The organism is Xenorhabdus poinarii G6, assembly GCF_000968175.1.
GTDB lineage: Bacteria > Pseudomonadota > Gammaproteobacteria > Enterobacterales > Enterobacteriaceae > Xenorhabdus > Xenorhabdus poinarii.
The window spans coordinates 443,026-460,803 of sequence record NZ_FO704551.1 but is presented as its reverse complement, the minus strand read 5'-3'; the positions used below and the strand labels follow the sequence as shown (position 1 = coordinate 460,803).

General features: G+C 43.6%; 18 protein-coding genes. 10 read left to right on the top strand and 8 right to left on the bottom strand.

The window, feature by feature from the left end; translation table 11 throughout:
• Window positions 1-45 precede the first annotated feature (45 nt).
• Window positions 46-1,494, bottom strand: coding sequence for a tRNA uracil 4-sulfurtransferase ThiI (thiI, locus tag XPG1_RS02010; protein WP_045957595.1), 1,449 nt, complete (start codon window positions 1,492-1,494; stop codon window positions 46-48).
• 228 nt (window positions 1,495-1,722) lie between these two features.
• Here thiI and xseB point away from each other — a divergent pair, with 228 nt between their 5' ends.
• The 10 genes from xseB (at window position 1,723) to XPG1_RS01960 (ending at window position 12,329) form a co-directional block, all read left to right on the top strand.
• Window positions 1,723-1,980 (top strand): exodeoxyribonuclease VII small subunit, encoded by a 258-nt coding sequence (xseB, locus tag XPG1_RS02005; RefSeq protein WP_045957594.1) that lies wholly within the window; start codon window positions 1,723-1,725, stop codon window positions 1,978-1,980.
• A gap of 4 nt (window positions 1,981-1,984) precedes the next feature.
• Window positions 1,985-2,917, top strand: coding sequence for a (2E,6E)-farnesyl diphosphate synthase (gene ispA / locus XPG1_RS02000; RefSeq protein WP_045960316.1), 933 nt, complete (start codon window positions 1,985-1,987; stop codon window positions 2,915-2,917).
• Window positions 2,918-3,079: 162 nt separating this feature from the next.
• Window positions 3,080-4,945, top strand: a complete 1,866-nt coding sequence (gene dxs / locus XPG1_RS01995) for a 1-deoxy-D-xylulose-5-phosphate synthase (RefSeq protein ID WP_045957593.1) — start codon at window positions 3,080-3,082, stop codon at window positions 4,943-4,945.
• A gap of 131 nt (window positions 4,946-5,076) precedes the next feature.
• Window positions 5,077-5,331 carry a hypothetical protein gene (locus XPG1_RS01990; protein ID WP_045957592.1) on the top strand — a complete coding sequence of 85 codons (255 nt, stop codon included), beginning with the start codon at window positions 5,077-5,079 and terminating at the stop codon, window positions 5,329-5,331.
• A 396-nt stretch (window positions 5,332-5,727) separates the two neighbouring features.
• A complete protein-coding gene (locus tag XPG1_RS01985) occupies window positions 5,728-6,402 on the top strand; it encodes a helix-turn-helix transcriptional regulator (RefSeq protein WP_045957591.1) in 675 nt (224 codons plus the stop codon).
• 240 nt (window positions 6,403-6,642) lie between these two features.
• A complete protein-coding gene (locus XPG1_RS01980) occupies window positions 6,643-7,647 on the top strand; it encodes a LacI family DNA-binding transcriptional regulator (protein WP_045957590.1) in 1,005 nt (334 codons plus the stop codon).
• 38 nt (window positions 7,648-7,685) lie between these two features.
• Entirely contained in the window at window positions 7,686-9,143 is a 1,458-nt protein-coding gene (gene nhaC / locus XPG1_RS01975; protein WP_045957589.1) for a Na+/H+ antiporter NhaC, read from the top strand.
• Window positions 9,130-10,308: a MalY/PatB family protein gene (locus XPG1_RS01970; protein WP_045957588.1), complete on the top strand. Its 1,179-nt coding sequence runs from the start codon at window positions 9,130-9,132 to the stop codon at window positions 10,306-10,308. The genes nhaC and XPG1_RS01970 overlap by 14 nt, the downstream gene beginning before the upstream one ends.
• Before the next feature lie 622 nt (window positions 10,309-10,930).
• Window positions 10,931-11,611 carry a PAS domain-containing protein gene (locus XPG1_RS01965; protein WP_366300789.1) on the top strand — a complete coding sequence of 227 codons (681 nt, stop codon included), beginning with the start codon at window positions 10,931-10,933 and terminating at the stop codon, window positions 11,609-11,611.
• A gap of 34 nt (window positions 11,612-11,645) precedes the next feature.
• Entirely contained in the window at window positions 11,646-12,329 is a 684-nt protein-coding gene (locus XPG1_RS01960) for a helix-turn-helix transcriptional regulator (RefSeq protein WP_045957586.1), read from the top strand.
• 109 nt (window positions 12,330-12,438) lie between these two features.
• Here the strand turns inward: XPG1_RS01960 and pgpA are convergent, their stop codons facing one another.
• The 7 genes from pgpA to secF form a co-directional block, all read right to left on the bottom strand.
• Window positions 12,439-12,930: a phosphatidylglycerophosphatase A gene (gene pgpA / locus XPG1_RS01955; protein ID WP_045957585.1), complete on the bottom strand. Its 492-nt coding sequence runs from the start codon at window positions 12,928-12,930 to the stop codon at window positions 12,439-12,441.
• Window positions 12,923-13,969, bottom strand: a complete 1,047-nt coding sequence (gene thiL / locus XPG1_RS01950; protein ID WP_045957584.1) for a thiamine-phosphate kinase — start codon at window positions 13,967-13,969, stop codon at window positions 12,923-12,925. The genes pgpA and thiL overlap by 8 nt, the downstream gene beginning before the upstream one ends.
• Before the next feature lie 101 nt (window positions 13,970-14,070).
• A complete protein-coding gene (gene nusB / locus XPG1_RS01945) occupies window positions 14,071-14,487 on the bottom strand; it encodes a transcription antitermination factor NusB (protein ID WP_045957583.1) in 417 nt (138 codons plus the stop codon).
• Between the two features lie 29 nt (window positions 14,488-14,516).
• Window positions 14,517-14,987 (bottom strand): 6,7-dimethyl-8-ribityllumazine synthase, encoded by a 471-nt coding sequence (gene ribH / locus XPG1_RS01940; protein ID WP_045957582.1) that lies wholly within the window; start codon window positions 14,985-14,987, stop codon window positions 14,517-14,519.
• Between the two features lie 98 nt (window positions 14,988-15,085).
• Window positions 15,086-16,192, bottom strand: coding sequence for a bifunctional diaminohydroxyphosphoribosylaminopyrimidine deaminase/5-amino-6-(5-phosphoribosylamino)uracil reductase RibD (ribD, locus tag XPG1_RS01935; protein ID WP_045957581.1), 1,107 nt, complete (start codon window positions 16,190-16,192; stop codon window positions 15,086-15,088).
• A 42-nt stretch (window positions 16,193-16,234) separates the two neighbouring features.
• Entirely contained in the window at window positions 16,235-16,684 is a 450-nt protein-coding gene (gene nrdR / locus XPG1_RS01930) for a transcriptional regulator NrdR (RefSeq protein ID WP_045957580.1), read from the bottom strand.
• A gap of 121 nt (window positions 16,685-16,805) precedes the next feature.
• Window positions 16,806-17,774, bottom strand: coding sequence for a protein translocase subunit SecF (gene secF / locus XPG1_RS01925; protein ID WP_045957579.1), 969 nt, complete (start codon window positions 17,772-17,774; stop codon window positions 16,806-16,808).
• Between the last annotated feature and the right edge of the window lie 4 nt (window positions 17,775-17,778).

The following is a 17,778-nucleotide window of genomic DNA, read 5'->3' as shown; positions in this document are numbered from 1 at the left end:
TCAAGTTGCTCCTTGATTGGCAGTAACTTGAAAGACAAAGACAAGTTAAGGTCGATACACCTTCACATTGTCAAAACCTTGCTCACGCAGATAAAGTGCCTGTAAACGGCTCATTACACCACGCTCACAATACAACAGATAGGTTCTTTCTTTCGGCAGATCACCAAACTGAGTGCTCAATTTATAGAAAGGCAGTGAGTGGATCTCAATGCCATCCATACTTAACGGGCGATCGTCCTGTTCATCTGGAGAACGGATATCCAGCAACACATCATCAGGGGAAAACGCAGAAACCATTTCCACTTCCACGACTTGCTCACTGGCCTGTTCGGCAATTTGGCGGATATCCAGATTTTGAGCCTCACTGATCACCCGTTCCAAAATCTCAAAATCAAAATGATTTTCTTCTTCTTCGATTTTGGCTTTAACGGCCTTCACGGTTGGGCTTTTTGATATGACCCCACAGAACTCCGGCATAGTACGGGCAAAATCTTCGGTGCCAATCTCACGAGCTAACTTAATAATGTGCTCTTTATCATGAGAAATCAGAGGACGAAGAATCAACGTATCTGAGGCATTGTCGATTAACCTTAAATTAGTCAACGTCTGGCTGGAAACTTGCCCCAAAGCCTCTCCGGTTACGATCGCCTGCACCCCATAACGTTCAGCAATCCTGGAGGCTGCTCTGACCATCATTCTTTTCAGCACCACCCCCATCTGACCGTCATCCACTTTTTCCAGAATTTCAGCAACGACAGGTTCAAAGTTAACCGCAACAAAACGGACTTTATGCGAACTGCCAAACCGATTCCACAAATAATGGGCAACCTGCTTCACCCCAATTTCATGGGCCGAGCCACCAAGATTAAAGAAACAATAGTGCACACGGCAGCCACGGCGCATCAACATATAGCTGGAGACACCAGAATCAAATCCACCAGAAATCAGTGACAGCACATCTTCCTGCGTACCAACAGGGAAACCGCCGATCCCTTCATAACGGGCTTTCACCAGAATCAATGTATCCTGGTCAATCTCTAAATTCACGGTGATATCAGGCTGGGTCAGCTTCACCTTCGCTGATTCAATATGCTGATTAAGCCCACCACCAACATAACGTTCGGCTTCGTTGGAGGTAAAACTGTGCTTACCACGACGCTTCACTCGGACACAAAATGTTTTTCCATGCAATAAGTGCCCATATGCTTCATAAGTTTGTTCAAAGATATGATGCAGATCACGATATTCTCGCTCTTCCACTTGCAGGATATGGTGAATACCCGGAATACGGGTCAGCGCATCACAAATTTCTGCGCCGAGGTTATCATCCTTAATCCGAACTTCGATATTATCCCAATGACGAACAACAGCGATGCCGTCTCCGAATGCTTTCAGCACATTGCGAATATTACTGGCAAGAATTTTGATAAAACGTAACCGGACGGTCTGGCTCTTGATCGTAATTTCCGGGAATAATTTAATGATAAACTTCATAGTAAGATATAGTAGTCATTCAATGTTGAACTATCACAAACAATAGCCATGATGGTTCTTAAGTGTTCTGTTGGATAGGGGGCAGAGTATAACACCATCTGGCTGTATCACCTGTAAAAAAACAGTCGTAATACATGATTTATTTTTCTTGGTGTAGTAGGGTATTCTGCACTTCTGTAACGAACTTGCTTTGCTGTAATTCGTTAAATAACCATACGTTAAATCATTATGTCTAAAGCAAATCACACATCAGAAATTGAACAAATGCCGGCATTCGAAACCGCCCTCAAAGAACTGGAAGACATTGTTATTCGGCTAGAATCTGGAGAGCTCCCACTAGAAGATGCCCTGAATGAATTTGAACGTGGTATTCAACTTGCAAGACAAGGGCAGAAAACGCTTCAACAGGCAGAGCAGCGAGTGCAAATTCTATTGAATCATGATGCACAATCGCCACTTGATGAATTTTCTTCCGATGCTGAGTGAATTTATGTCTGAACAATATGAGACGCCTTTGGCCGTGCTATCTTTTGAAAAACAACTGCGCGCCTGTCAGCAACATGTGAATGACAGTTTGATGGCAACCTTTGCCTCATTACCTTTTTTAAACAGCACACTCGGCGCTGCAATGCAGTATGGTGCTGTGCTGGGCGGGAAACGGCTGCGCCCATTTTTAGTTTACAGCGTGGGAGAAATGTTCGGCCTGCCCCAAAAAAGCCTTGATGCCGCCGCTATTGCATTGGAATGTATCCATGCTTATTCCCTAATCCATGATGATTTGCCCGCCATGGATAATGATGATTTACGTCGTGGGCATCCCACCTGCCACATCAAATTTGGTGAAAGTCAGGCTATCTTAGCGGGTGATGCGTTACAATCACTGGCCTTTGAGATCCTGGCAAAACATGACATGCCAGAGGTGGCTTTATCCGATCGGCTGACTATGATCGCTGAACTGGCCAGTGCCAGTGGTTTTGCCGGTATGTGCGGGGGACAGTCACTGGATTTGGAAGCAGAAGGTAAACACATCGATCTTGCCTCACTGGAACAGATTCATCGTCATAAAACGGGCGCATTAATCCGCACTGCGGTTCGATTAGGTGCTTACAGCGCGGGACAACGCGGCCGTGAAGCACTTCCTTTATTGGATCAGTATGCCCAAGCTATCGGGCTGGCATTTCAGGTACACGATGATATTTTGGATGTCATTGGTCATACTGACGTTATCGGTAAGCGTCAGGGCAATGATCAGCAATTAGGAAAAAGTACTTACCCTGCATTATTAGGTTTGGCCCAAGCTCAGAAAAAAGCACAGTCTCTGTATGAAGAAGCGCTTGCAGCGCTCACAGAACTGGAAAAACAGTCGTATGACACGACAACGTTAAAAAACCTGGCGGGTTTTATCATTGAGAGAAACAGCTAAAACGCAGGCCATATTACTCATTGATTAATATAATTATAAATTATACAAATGCCCAATAATCAATAAAAACACCTCATGGGTGAACCCGGAAATTACCACGGCTAATCACCGGGTTCTTAACATTCAACTTCTAACGGGTATAGCATTTTATACAGGCATAGCATGAGCATTGATATAGCGAAATATCCCCTATTGGCATTGGCGGAAACTCCAGAAGAGCTTCGCCTGCTACCTAAAGACACTTTGCCAAAGTTATGCGATGAACTGCGACAATTTTTGCTAAACAGTGTCAGCCGCTCCAGTGGTCATTTTGCCTCCGGCCTTGGCACGATCGAATTAACTGTCGCACTCCACTATGTTTATAAAACCCCTTTTGACAATTTAGTCTGGGATGTCGGTCATCAGGCCTACCCACACAAAATTTTGACTGGACGCCGTGACCGCATTGATACCATTCGCCAAAAAAATGGGCTCCATCCTTTCCCCTGGCGGGAAGAGAGCGAATACGACACGCTGTGTGTTGGTCATTCATCCACTTCAGTCAGTGCGGGTCTGGGCATGGCAATTGCGGCTAAACACGAAGGCCGAGGCCGCAAGACAGTCTGTGTTATTGGAGATGGCGCCATTACTGCGGGCATGGCTTTCGAAGCCATGAACCATGCGGGGGATATCGATCCTGACATGCTGGTGATTCTCAATGACAATGAAATGTCTATCTCTGAAAACGTAGGTGCACTGAATAATCATCTGGCTCAGCTACTATCGGGCAAATTGTATACCACCCTACGTGAAGGCGGTAAAAAAGTCTTTTCCAATCTGCCACCGATCAAAGAACTCTTGAAAAAGACCGAAGAACACCTCAAGGGCATGGTTGTTCCCGGCACGCTGTTCGAAGAGCTGGGATTTAACTACATCGGGCCAGTGGATGGTCATGACGTATTGGCGTTGACACAAACCCTGAAAAATATGCGTGAGCTGAAAGGACCACAACTCTTGCATATCATGACGAAAAAAGGCCGTGGTTATGCACCTGCGGAAAAAGACCCCATCAGTTGGCATGCCGTGCCTAAATTTGATCCCGCGACGGGATCTTTGCCCAAAAGTGCAGATACTCGCCCGACATTTTCCAAGATCTTTGGGGACTGGTTATGTGAAACCGCCGCCAATGATAAAAAACTGATGGCGATCACGCCTGCTATGCGAGAAGGTTCGGGCATGGTGCGTTTCTCCCGCGAATACCCTGAACAATATTTTGATGTCGCGATTGCTGAGCAACATGCCGTCACATTTGCCGCCGGCCTGGCGATCGGTGGCTATAAACCTATCGTCGCCATATATTCCACGTTCCTGCAACGTGCTTATGATCAGGTTATTCACGATATCGCTATCCAGAACTTGCCTGTTCTGTTTGCTATCGACCGAGGGGGGATCGTTGGGGCAGATGGCCAAACCCACCAGGGAGCGTTCGATCTTTCATTCCTGCGTTGCATCCCGAATATGGTCATTATGGCGCCTAGTGATGAAAATGAATGCTGCCAGATGTTACATACGGGGTATCACTATCAGGCAGGCCCGACGGCTGTCCGCTACCCTCGTGGTACAGGTACAGGCGCTGAACTTCAACCACTGGAAACGTTGCCAATGGGCAAGGGGATAATCCGTCGTCAGGGAGAGCGTATCGCGATCCTGAACTTTGGCACCTTGTTATCCTATGCGCAAGAAGCGGCGGAGTTCCTGAACGCAACCGTTGTGGATATGCGCTTTGTCAAACCGTTGGACACAGAACTCATACGGGAAATGGCCGCCAGCCATGAACTCTTAGTGACATTGGAAGAAAACGCCATTATGGGGGGAGCCGGCAGTGGGGTTAACGAATTTCTGTTACAGGAAAAATTGTTAGTCCAGGTACTGAATCTAGGGTTGCCTGATTACTTTATACCGCAAGGAACACAAAAAGAGCTTCACGCTGATTTAGGGCTTGATGCAGTAGGGATTAAAAATAGTATTGATCAATACCTAGCGAAATAATCTCTCATCATGGATAAATATTTAATAAAAATATTTATCCATTTTTCTTTGGATTTCAATTCTTATTATTTTCCTTACATTACCTATAACAAATAAAGGTTTTTACCTCCTAATTTTTATTCTTCCAAAGAATGACCATCACCAATAATATCATCACCTATCTACTGGCAGCCATCCTGATAATTCCTCTGCGTTTTCTCTCCTCCCCGGAACCGAAAGCTGCAAGGAAACCCGGTAACGAATGGCATGAATTGCACCATGGTTTACGTGGCGCACCAGTACTTGCCGGTATACTATTTCTCAGTCTGGCCGATACATTAAGTAGTGCCGCCCATAACGTTGGTTTCCCCATCATTTCAAAACTTCTGACGCCTGACGACCAGTAAAGTGCAATCACTGACAATTTAATCATCCATGCCGATTAAGGGGAGCTGGCCGAGATGATTAAACCATCACACCAGGCGTGGTCACCTCAATCACCACTCCTACTTTTCTCGCAATAAGCAAGTGAAAAAATGTTACATAAATCACATTTTTATACCTCATGAAACCGGTTACATGGATAACAAACTTCTCTCACATTTCCCCTGAAATAAATTCGTTACTTTGTCTATCTATAACGAGATTTAAAACAGTGCCTATAGCCATCAAACGAGGGGGCACATGTATGCTTAAGAATACACCAATCATACCGTTTAAATTATAGTAAAGGCGATGACTTCTATTTAGACGAGGTAGGCCAATGATTATTCAATATTGATTAAAGGTTATAAAGGTTATATATGAGTAAAATCACTCTTCAATTAACAAATATGTGGAATAGCAGTCATGATCCATGGTTTGTTAAAGATAAGGAGCTTCGTCTTATATATGCCAATACGGTGTTTATTAAGTTAAGCCATTTACCTGAAGACTTTGATGTAACAGGGTATACTGAAAAAGAATTACCCACCCCCTTTAACCACCTCGCTCATCTCTGTGAAGAGCATGATCGTAAGGTCTTGCAATCTATGCAACGGATATCTTCAGTCGGCACGTATTTTCAACACTGTGCTCAACAAATAACATCCTATTTTTGTGAAAAATATCCCTTAATGGATGAACATAATCAATGTATGGGCATCATTTGTCATGCGAAAGAAGTCAAACATTTTTCAGTTAAACACTATATTAAAAATGACACGTCTACATCGATTCAGCTTAACCCGCCAAACACGATTTTGACCGAAAAAGAATGGCTGATCATTTTTTTATTCTGCCGTGGCATTAGTAATAAATACATTGCCAATGAACTGAATCTATCATGCCGTACCTTAGAAAGGTATTTTCAAAACATCTACGAAAAATTATCAGTAAACTCAATGATTGACCTTAAAATAGTTTGCGAAAGAAATAATTACGAAAATTACATTCCACCCCAATATTTAAAATTTATAGACCATGCTTTTCTATATTAAGCGAGGTATTGAATCCACTCGTATTATACCGCTTAATCAAAGGAAAGAAATTTTAGTCACAAAACAGATAGTTATGTTGTCAATAGTCAATTTTACACTATTAAATTACCCCATAAGATAATTAAAAAAAACTTAACAATACATTGAAAACAAACACAAAAAACCATTTATGAACATGTAAATGAATTGGGTATTATTCCTCATCACATTTATCTTATATAAATTACCCCCGGAGAAAGTATGGCCACCATGAAAGACGTAGCGCAACAAGCTGGAGTGTCAGTAGCCACTGTCAGCCGTGTCATTAACAATACTGCTTACGTCGAACCGGGTACCCGTGAACGGGTAGAAAAGGCCATGCGTCACTTCAACTACCACCGTAATTCAGCTGCACTTGCCTTAGCCAAAAGATGCGGAAATATGTTGGGGTTACTGACGGGTAACCTGGCGGATCCCTTTTTTTCCCTTCTGGCTCGCGGCGTTGAAAAAATGGCCCGACAAAAAGAAGCTAAGCTCATGGTTTGCAGTGGAGGACATCGGGCTGAGCTTGAGAAATCTGCCCTGGAGTTTTTAATCAACCAAGGATGTGAATCCATTGTCGCTCATATCAGCAGCATGGATGAAGCCGATATATTACGTTATGCCGCTCATACGCCAGGACTGGTGATTATCAATCGATATTTTCCAGCGATCGCTAACCGATGCATCTGGTTAGATAACGTCGGTGCCTGCCACACAGCAACCAACTATCTTATCCAAAATGGTCATCGGAAAATTGCTTATGTTACGGCAGATATACCGATCGATGATAGAAAGTTCCGTCTGGAAGGTTATTATGCTGCGATGACCCATGCGGGGATCACCGTGCCTAGTGATTGGGTTATTAGCGTTCCCTTTAACGAAGAAGGTGGGGAACGGGCAGCCGAAAAACTCTTAAACAGCAACATCAATTTTACCGCAGCAGTGACATTCAATGATGTTATGGCTGCTGGTATGATGAAATTCCTACATCAGCGAAAAATCAACTTACCTACACAACTGTCAATCGTTGGCTTTGATGATGTGGTCACAGCGCGATATCTCTATCCCCCCTTAACCACCATGCACAACCCAATAGAACAAATGGCTCAACGAGCCGCCAGCCTGGCTTTACAGCTCGTTGCTAAGAAAAAGCCCCTCCGACCCCAAATGAACATGTTCTCAGCAGAACTTGTCATCAGAGATTCCGTCTCTTTAATAAAATAATTTTTACTTCAATAAACGACCAAAACTGGAATTGTTATATGGACGAAAAGAAAAAACTGAATATAGGACTCGCTATACTCCCTATTGCAGCAATGCTTTTGCTGCTGATTATTGGTTATGGTCAATTGGGGCTACGCATTGAATCCTTATTGCTCATATCAGCGGTCATAACCTCAGCTCTGGCATACTGGCAAGGTTATCGCTGGGATGACATCATTGATGCTATTGTAACAAAGCTAGCCAAAGCAATGCCTGTGATCATGATACTGGTTTGCGTTGGCGGTCTGATTGGCTCCTGGATGTTCAGTGGAACCATTCCTTACATGGTTTACTGGGGATTAAAACTGATTAGTCCTGAATATATACTCATTGCCGCTTTCTTCATAACGAGTGTGATTTCCGTTTGCACGGGGACATCATGGGGAGCCGCTGGCACTGTCGGTGTCGCTCTGATGGGCATCGCGGCTGGCCTTGATGTTTCTTTAGCGGCGGCGGCAGGGGCGGTTGTTTCCGGTGCCTATTTTGGTGATAAAATCTCACCCTTGTCTGACTCAACGAATTTCGCAGCCATCGTTGCTGACACTGATCTTTACAGCCATATTCAGCACTTGATGTATACCACTATCCCAGGCTTTATTTTAGCCACCATCGTCTATTTTATTGCTGGTCACACAGGATTCACAGGTAGCACAACAACGCCCGAAAAAATCACAGAAATCATGCAATCATTTGAGAGTCTATATCACTTCAATATGTTGCTGATTTTGCCTCCAATACTGGTTTTATGGGGCGCCATCACAAAACGTCCAGTGATACCAACCATGCTGGCTGCATGTGCATTGGCGATTGTCATCGGTATAGGTCTTCAGGGATTTACGCTTAAACAGGGACTTAATGCATTAATTGATGGTTTCAATCTCTCCATATTCTCTGAACAAGGGCACAGTATTACCGGCGGCGTAATGAACGATGTAACGCGCCTACTCAACCGCGGAGGGATGCTCTCCATGATGGGGACTATCTTGCTGATATTTTGTGCATTCGCGTTTGCAGGCATATTAACACTCACTGGCGCTCTGACCATCATCATTAATCACCTGCTGCAAGCCGTTCACACAACCGGACAACTCATCGCTGCTACCCTAGGGACAACCATTCTGGTCACTGGCGCAACTTGTGATGGCAAACTGGCTCTTCTTATCCCGGCCGAATTATTCAAAGGCGCTTATCAGCGAATGGGACTGGATAATAAAAACCTATCACGCACCATAGAAGATGGCTGTACTGTTATTGAACCGCTTCTCCCCTGGACGTCTGCTGGCATATATATGGCGACAACATTAGGCGTCAGTACCTTCGAATTATTACCTTGGGCAATCCAGTGCTATGCTGCTGTTTTTTTTGCCCTCATTTATGGCTTTACTGGTTTCGGAATCGCAAAAGTCATACCAGGAAACTCTCTGAATAAAAAGGAAAACCAACGTGAAATCTCCTGATTTCAATCAAGTAGTTGATCGTCATAATACAGGTTCTATTAAGTGGGATTTTTTAGAGCAGTACCTGCATTTAAACACAACTGACCTGCTACCAATGTGGGTCTCTGATTTTGATTTTCAAAGCCCACAAGAAGTGCTACAAGCCCTATCTTCCCGAATTGAACACGGTATTTTTGGTTATAGTGAACGCGATGATCGCTACTATCAGGCAGTCATAGACTGGTTTTCAAGACGCCATCAGCTCACCTTGTACAGGGATTGGTTCACAACAGTGGAAGGGGTTATCCCCGGATTGGCACTGCTCATACAAATGCTGAGTAAACCCGGCGAAGGTATTATTGTACAAGGGCCTTATTACTCTTCATTTGCCAAGATCATTACCATGAACGGTAGGGTGCTTATTGAAAACCCACTGATTGAGTGCCCGGAAGGTTATAAAATTGACTATAACCATCTAGAACACCTATTAGCACAGCACAGGCCACCTCTACTGTTATTATGCAACCCACACAATCCGACCGGCCGATGCTGGGATCGGGACGAACTGCGCCAGTTACTGCTGCTCTGCAAGCAATACGGCACAACAATCATTTCCGATGAAATTTGGGCTGATTTAACTTTGCCCTGGGGCAAATTCACCTCAATATTGCATCTTGGTAGTGAATGGCATAACAATGTTATTATTGCCACCTCGGCAAGTAAGACATTTGGACTTTCATCACTACGAATATCAAATTTTCTTATCCCAAACCCTGCTCTCCGGCAAGATTTTCATCATCGGTTACATGCTCATGGATTGGATGTATTCAATTCTCTGTCCATGACTGCGGCGACCACCGCTTACCAAGCAGGGGACCGGTGGCTTGATAAATTACAAGATTATCTGGTTGAAAACCGTCACTGGTTCGAGCAAGCCTTAACCTCTTCCGTTCCTTGGTGTCACATGACCAAAGCAGAAGGTACATATTTAGCCTGGTTGGACTGTCGTCAATTAGGTTTTGATGATAATACCTTACAACAGTTATTAATACAGAAAGCGAAAATAGCTGTTTCAATGGGATGCAGTTTTGGTGATCAAGGAAAAGGATTTATCCGAATAAATTTAGGTTGTCCCCGCCAATATCTTGAAAAGGCAATTAATGGATTAGCTAAATTAACACAGTAAAATAAAACGTATTCGGTCATCCACGACAAAACACATTATGACCGGATCCATTTTCATTTAATGACTATACCTGAAACTTTCCACAAAAAAGTTTCAGGTAATTCATATTTTGTTCTCCATTTTATTAAATTGTTTGATTTATATTCAATTTTAATAGATTTTTATATTGTTATAAAATTTTCCCTGGGGATGGCATCAGTATAAAAGACTGAAAATATCAGTATAAAAAGTTACTCTTTACCGAAAAGGTTCTATAAATGCGTTTATAATTGATTAGATAATCCAAAATTTTAGTTATTTTTGGAAACATTGGAAGCGTATAAAATACTTTAATTAATTTATGAAAAACAAACAACACCAGCTGGTTAACAAAAAACCGCCAAGATATTAATATTATGCTAACTTTCTCTTGTTCTGTATAAGCGTGGCTATCTTAGTGAATCATCATTTCATATCCAGTTGATTTTAAAACAAAAAAATAACATTATTTATATTAACAATGCCGTATTAAAATTTAATACACATGCCGGCTTTTATGAACTCATTAAATATGACAAATTATAGGGTTATACCCCTACAAATAAAAATAAATTAATATAATAATTAAAGAGTTATATTCAATATGAATAAATCAAATAATATAACCCCGCAATTAATTCATATGTGGGAAAAAAGCGCTGACCCTTGGGGCGCGAAAGATCATCAATCAAAATTTATCTACGCTAATCCTGCTTTTTACCAACTGCTCGATCTACCTGAACATTTTGACATTACAGGACTTAACATCGGTGACTTGCCCTCACCCATTGCAGGATATGAAAAGGAATTCGGTCGGCAAGAACAAAAAGTGATTCAAACGACACAACGAGTCACTTCAATGGAAATCCATCCATTTGGAAAACACCAAATCAATCAGATTTATCTTTGTGATAAATACCCACTTTATGATGATCATGGTGATTGTATTGGTATCACTTTTCATATGTACAAAGTACCCAATTTCTCCACTGCTTATTACTATGACCAAGCAATGCCAGCAACGCTGGAACTCACCTTCCCTAGCAATATTCTGACCCAAACTGAGTGGGAAATCCTTTTTCTGCTCTTACGCTCATTGGACGAAAAAAGCATCGGGAAGGAATTAATGTTAAATACAGAAGATGTTATTCATCATATCCAATCAATTTATCAAAAATTTAATATTTCAAGACAGGAAGATCTGAAACCTTTCTGCAAAACACATCAATTTGATCACTATCTCCCTGAAAGGTTTATCGCCGTTGGCAGTAAAGAGATAAATTGATTATTGTATTCAAAGATCATCAAGGAATAATGACATGGGTAGCAAAAAGAATATTATTTCACCTCAAATCATTAACACACTAGCAGCAAGTCAAGATCCCTGGGGGATAAAAGATAAAGACTCATGCTTTATTTATGGGAACAAAGCATTGAATGCCATTAAAGGATTTTCTGATTCATTTAATTTTGAAGGCCTTTATGATGATGAGCTGCCATGGGATGGTGCCGAATTTGCCAAAGAATATATTCATCATGACCAAAAAGTCATGCAAGAAGAAAAGTCATACGTTTCGCTCGAAACCCATATTTGGGGGGGAGTGAAAACATTATCTTCTTACTTTTGTGAAAAATCACCCATTTATCATGAAGATGGTGATTGCATCGGGATTATCTATCATCTATGGAAAGCCCAGGATTATTCATTAACCCGCCTATACTATGGAAAGCTCCCTGCTTCCATTATGTTTCAACCGCCCAGCCATTTATTTACCCAACGAGAATGGGATGTCATTTTTCTCTCTTTACATAAATATACCAGTAAACAAATTGGGAGAATATTAAATATCTCCTATCGTACTGTCGAAAATTATACCGCACAAATATATAAAAAGGCGGGCGTAACTTCTGCACAACAATTAGAAGAATACTGTCGCTTTAATAATTACGATCTCTATGTACCGGAAAGATTTCTACGTCCTGAAAGCCGTATTCTTGTTTAAAGATAAAATTTTAATAGTATCCACAATAGAAAGAAGTAATACCTCAACCCATAGTAACCAACATTGATTAGCCACTGAAATTCAGTGGCTAATAAAATGAATCATGCATTCAGAAAGGTAATATTTGGTAAAAATTCAACAGCCAGATGACCACAATGGCGAAGATCGCGGCGATAATGTCATCCAACATAATACCGATACCGCCTTTCACATAGCGATCGAACCAGCAAATCGGCCACGGTTTCCACATATCAAAAATGCGGAATACCACAAAACCGACCAGAACCCATTGCCAGTTGAGCACCGGTATCGCCATCAGTGTTATCCACATGCCAATGAATTCATCCCAGACAACACAACCGGGATCTTCCACGCTCAACGCATCTGCGGCTTTTTGGCAAATCACACAGCCAATAAGCGTTCCCACCACAATCACCAACCAAATTGCCCATGTTGGTAACGGCGCTAACAGTAACCAAAAAGGGATCGCGGCGATTGATCCCATCGTACCCGGCATAATTGGTGACAATCCACTACCAAACCCCGTCGCCAACAAATGCCACGGATTACGCATCTTTAAGCGATGTTTTGCATCATCCATGAGTCCCCTCCGTTTGGTCATTTTCTTCCTGGTATGCAGCCGAACAAGGCACCTTTGGTTTTTTATCTGTTTTAAAGTGATCAAAACCGTTCAGGTCCAGCTCCATTTCTTCATTATTGTTAAAATAGCGGATACCTTCTGATTCTGGCCTGATTTGACCAATACAGCAGAAACTTGCTCCCGTATGGGCTAACGCCATATTTAATGCGCCCCGATTCAGCTCCGGTACGGTGAAACACAATTCATAATCTTCCCCGCCACTCAGTGCCCATTTCACTGCCTGTTCTGGAGAAACATATTGCTGCATCGCTTCCGAGTAAGGTAACGCATCCAGATTAATACGCGCACCACACTGACTGGCTGTCAGAATATGGTTAAGGTCAGAAATCAATCCATCAGACAAATCAATTGCAGAAGAAGCCAGATTACGCAATGCCTGGCCTTGTAAAACGCGCGGTTGTGGGCGGAGATGACGTCTGACCAACCAATTGTGGATCGCTGTATCTTCTACTGTCAGGTGCTCTTGTAACAAAGCAAGCCCTGCCGCACTGTCACCAAGCGTGCCCGTGACATAAATCCAATCACCATTCTTTGCTCCAGCTCGGCGCAATGCCCTGCCAGCCGGTACTAACCCATGTACAGTGAGCGTTAAACTCATGGGGCCTTTTGTGGTATCCCCACCAATCAACTGCATACCGTAATAATTCAATTGTTCAAACAGGCTATCACTGAACCGTTTTAACCAATTCTCATGGACGTCAGGCAATGTTAACGCCAACGACGCCCAGGCGGGATCTGCCCCAACGGCCGCCAAATCACTGATATTGACAGCCAGTGCTTTATAAGCCAAATCTTCCGGTGAGATATCAGGCAGAAAATGGACACCCGCAACCAACGTATCCGTTGTTACGGCTAATTCTTGCTTATCTGCAACAGTCATCAACGCACAATCATCACCAATTCCCAGGTTTACATCCCGTCTGCGGGTAAGATGGCGATTGAAGTAACGTGCAATGAGGTCAAATTCACCACATGCCATAATAGAATTCCAAAAAGTGACTAACGATGAACACACGAGGCCGGATTTCCGGCCTCGTGTGTAAAATCATCAAGTTATAATGGGGAACTCCTGGCAAGCAATCACTTTTTCTTGCGTGCTGCCGGGCCAGCTTTATCCAACACCCCATTCACGAATTTATGGCTATCCTCAGCACCAAACACTTTTGCCAGTTCAATACCTTCATTAATAGCCACTTTGTAGGGAACATCATCACGAAAGCTTAGTTCAAACATCGATACGCGCAAGATAGCTTTCTCTACCTGGCCTAACTCTTCAAGCTGGCGGGACAGATAAGGCGCCATCAGCGCATCTAATTTTGTAGCATTGACCGCTACCCCGGACAGCAATTCACGGAAATAGGTGATATCAACACCGGTTACGTCTTGCTCTGTCAGAAACTGCAATTCAACATCAGCAATGCTGTTTTTGGATATTTGCCATGAATAAATTGCCTGAACAGCACACTCACGAGCACGACGACGAGCAGCAGGTTTCACAAAATTCCCCTTAATTAAAACTAAAAAATTCAGCCTTTAATGGCTTTGATTACATTAATCATTTCCAATGCGGTCAAGGCAGCTTCAGCACCTTTATTCCCCGCTTTAGTACCAGCACGTTCAATCGCCTGTTCAATATTTTCAGTTGTCAGAACACCAAATGTAACAGGAATATCACTGGACATTGATACTCTGGACAAGCCAGAACTGCACTCGCCGGCAACATATTCGAAATGGGCTGTACCGCCGCGGATCACGGTCCCCAAAGCGATGACCGCATCATATTTTTCGGATTCAGCCAGCGCTTTGACTGTCAATGGCAATTCATAAGCGCCCGGCACCCATACTACGGTGATATTATCTGAAGAAACCTGACCAATGCGCTCCAACGCATCAACAGCGCCTTCCAGCAGGCTGTCATTAATGAAGTTGTTAAAGCGGGCAATCGCAATAGCAATGCGGGCTTTGGGCGCAGCAACAACACCTTTGATTACGTTCATAGCCTTCCTCATACCTTATTCATATCCGCAGGGGCGCGGATCTTATCACATTATTTTTCTCTGCGTCTTGGTTTATGTTCAAACTTAAATCAGGACATCTAGCGCGGCCGTAAGCGCAAGCGCACATCAGAACCCATCGGTTGTACATCAAACAACGAAAATTCAGGCGCATCCGATAATTTTTGCAATTCAGGGATATCAAACAACCCACGCGCACGATTTCCTAATACCTTAGGCGCGATATAAAGGATCAATTCATCCACCAATCCCAACGTTAATAAAGCCCCAGCCAACGCAGAACCACATTCCGCCCAAACCGAATTTATCTGACGCTGGCCAAGCTGCATCATCAACAAGACCAAATCAACCCCGTGAGCCTGTTCTGGCAATACAATCTGTTCCACATTATCAGGCCATTCTTGTTGATCTTGGTGAGTTCGTGCTAACCAACATTTTCCCGCTTGCTGCACGACCCGATGCTGTGGTGTTACACGGTTTTGGCTATCGGTAATGATACGGATCGGTTGGCGGAGCTGATCTTGGGGATAAATCGCTTGTGTTTCAGCATCCAGCTCATGCCAACGGACAGTCAACGAAGGATCATCGGCCAATACTGTCGCACTGGAACTCAAAATGGCACTGCACTGTGCCCGTAATGTCTGTACATCCTGACGGGATTCCGGGGAGGTAATCCACTTGCTTTCCCCCGATGCCAATGCAGTTCGGCCATCCAATGATGCACCTAGCTTCAATTGCAGATAAGGAAACCCCGTACGCATGCGCTTAAGGAATCCCTTATTCAGCGATTCCGCCTGTTCCATCATCAAACCCTGTTCAACGACAATGCCTGCCTGCTGCAATTTATATAAACCACGTCCGGCAACGTGAGGATTGGGATCTGGCATCGCAACGACCACTCGACTTAAGCCGGCAGCAATCAAAGTGTCGGCACAAGGTGGAGTTTTACCGTGATGGCTACACGGTTCAAGGGTAACGTAAGCTGTCGCACCTTTCGCTTTTTCGCCTGCCATACGAAGAGCATGAACTTCTGCATGGGGTTCACCCGCGCGTAAATGACAGCCTTCCCCGACGATGTGTTCATCCTTCACGATGACACACCCTACATTCGGGTTTGGGGATGTAGTAAAACGCCCTTGCTGTGCCAGTTCCAATGCCCTGGACATATATATTTCATCAAGTGTCATAGTCTTTAATCAGTATTGAGTATTTAGTCCAATGCCAGCTGTTTAGTCTTGTAGTCTGGCAATCTCTTCACCGAATTCACGAATATCTTCAAAGCTGCGGTAGACAGAGGCAAAACGGATATAAGCCACTTTATCCAGTTTTTTCAATTCATCCATGACAAAGTTTCCGATCATTTTTGACGGAATTTCACGCTCTCCCGTAGCCCTTACCTGGGATTTAATGTGGCTAATTGCAGTTTCTACATCATCAGAACTGACAGGACGTTTTTCCAGTGCCTTCTGCATTCCACGACGCAATTTTTCTTCGTCAAAAGGCTCTCGAATATCATCACTTTTAATGACGCGAGGCATCACCAGTTCTGCAACTTCAAATGTCGTAAAACGTTCATGACATTCCAGGCACTGACGGCGACGGCGCACTTGTGAGCCATCCCCGACCAGACGGGAATCAATAACTTTAGTATCAACAGCTGCGCAAAATGGGCAATGCATATCGTTTCCTGACAGTTAACCGAAGGGATAACAGTGTACCTTGAAGTGATAATGAAAAACACCCTGTCAGTAAGTACTCACAGGGTGTTTAAGCAATATCAACACGCGCTCACGCAAGATATCAAGGAAGAATGGAAGGCTGATCGGCCCCTTCTTTCTCAACTTTCTGCTGGATCAAATGGTCACGCTTCATACCCAATTTCAACGCCAACGCCGAAGCAACATAGATAGAAGAGATGGTACCGATAGACACACCGATTAACATGACCAGTGAGAACCCTTTCAGCATTTCTCCCCCGAAAATGAACAACATTAACACCACCAACAGGGTGGTGGCAGAAGTCATGATGGTACGGCTCAGGGTCTGGGTCAGAGAGATGTTGGTAATTTCATATGACGTACCACGGCGTATCTTACGGAAGTTCTCACGAATACGATCCGACACAACGATACTATCGTTCAATGAATAGCCGATAACGGACATCAACGACGCCACGATAGTCAAGTCAATTTCAATGCGGAATAACGATAAAATACCCAGTGTAATAATCACGTCATGTGCAAGTGCAATAACGGCACCTAATGCCAAACGCCATTCAAAGCGGAAACCGACATAAATCAGGATACAGATAAGGGCAGACAATAACGCCATCGCGCCGGTTTGCGCCAGTTCGCTGCCCACACTAGGACCAACGAACTCGATACGCTTAACTTCCGCATCTTTATCAATATCCTGGTTAATCACCGAAATGATCTTTTTGCCAAGTTCCTGCCCAGCATTACCTTCCACAGGCGGCATACGAATCATCACATCGCGACTGCTGCCGAAATTCTGTAGGAGCGGATCAGCAAAACCATTCTGAGCCAGGCTCTGGCGCATCTTGTCCAGCTCCGCAGGCTTACTCAGGTTTACTTCAATTACCGTACCACCGGTAAAATCCAGACCCCAGTTAAACCCACGAGTGCCTATCATCATGATAGAAGCGATCAACAGTAGGAATGAAATCCCAAAGGCAACGTTGTCCCAGCGCATAAAGTCGATAACTTTACGCCCATAGTTTAATTGTTCAACAGTATAATCCTGTGCCACAACG

Excerpts from the sequence above, each read along its gene's own strand:
- thiI (WP_045957595.1), bottom strand. The coding sequence starts at position 1,494 with ATGAAGTTTATCATTAAATTATTCCCGGAAATTACGATCAAGAGCCAG.
- xseB (WP_045957594.1), top strand. The coding sequence starts at position 1,723 with ATGTCTAAAGCAAATCACACATCAGAAATTGAACAAATGCCGGCATTC.
- ispA (WP_045960316.1), top strand. The coding sequence starts at position 1,985 with ATGTCTGAACAATATGAGACGCCTTTGGCCGTGCTATCTTTTGAAAAA.
- dxs (WP_045957593.1), top strand. The coding sequence starts at position 3,080 with ATGAGCATTGATATAGCGAAATATCCCCTATTGGCATTGGCGGAAACT.
- XPG1_RS01990 (WP_045957592.1), top strand. The coding sequence starts at position 5,077 with ATGACCATCACCAATAATATCATCACCTATCTACTGGCAGCCATCCTG.
- XPG1_RS01985 (WP_045957591.1), top strand. The coding sequence starts at position 5,728 with ATGAGTAAAATCACTCTTCAATTAACAAATATGTGGAATAGCAGTCAT.
- XPG1_RS01980 (WP_045957590.1), top strand. The coding sequence starts at position 6,643 with ATGGCCACCATGAAAGACGTAGCGCAACAAGCTGGAGTGTCAGTAGCC.
- nhaC (WP_045957589.1), top strand. The coding sequence starts at position 7,686 with ATGGACGAAAAGAAAAAACTGAATATAGGACTCGCTATACTCCCTATT.
- XPG1_RS01965 (WP_366300789.1), top strand. The coding sequence starts at position 10,931 with ATGAATAAATCAAATAATATAACCCCGCAATTAATTCATATGTGGGAA.
- XPG1_RS01960 (WP_045957586.1), top strand. The coding sequence starts at position 11,646 with ATGGGTAGCAAAAAGAATATTATTTCACCTCAAATCATTAACACACTA.
- pgpA (WP_045957585.1), bottom strand. The coding sequence starts at position 12,930 with ATGGATGATGCAAAACATCGCTTAAAGATGCGTAATCCGTGGCATTTG.
- thiL (WP_045957584.1), bottom strand. The coding sequence starts at position 13,969 with ATGGCATGTGGTGAATTTGACCTCATTGCACGTTACTTCAATCGCCAT.
- ribH (WP_045957582.1), bottom strand. The coding sequence starts at position 14,987 with ATGAACGTAATCAAAGGTGTTGTTGCTGCGCCCAAAGCCCGCATTGCT.
- ribD (WP_045957581.1), bottom strand. The coding sequence starts at position 16,192 with ATGACACTTGATGAAATATATATGTCCAGGGCATTGGAACTGGCACAG.
- nrdR (WP_045957580.1), bottom strand. The coding sequence starts at position 16,684 with ATGCATTGCCCATTTTGCGCAGCTGTTGATACTAAAGTTATTGATTCC.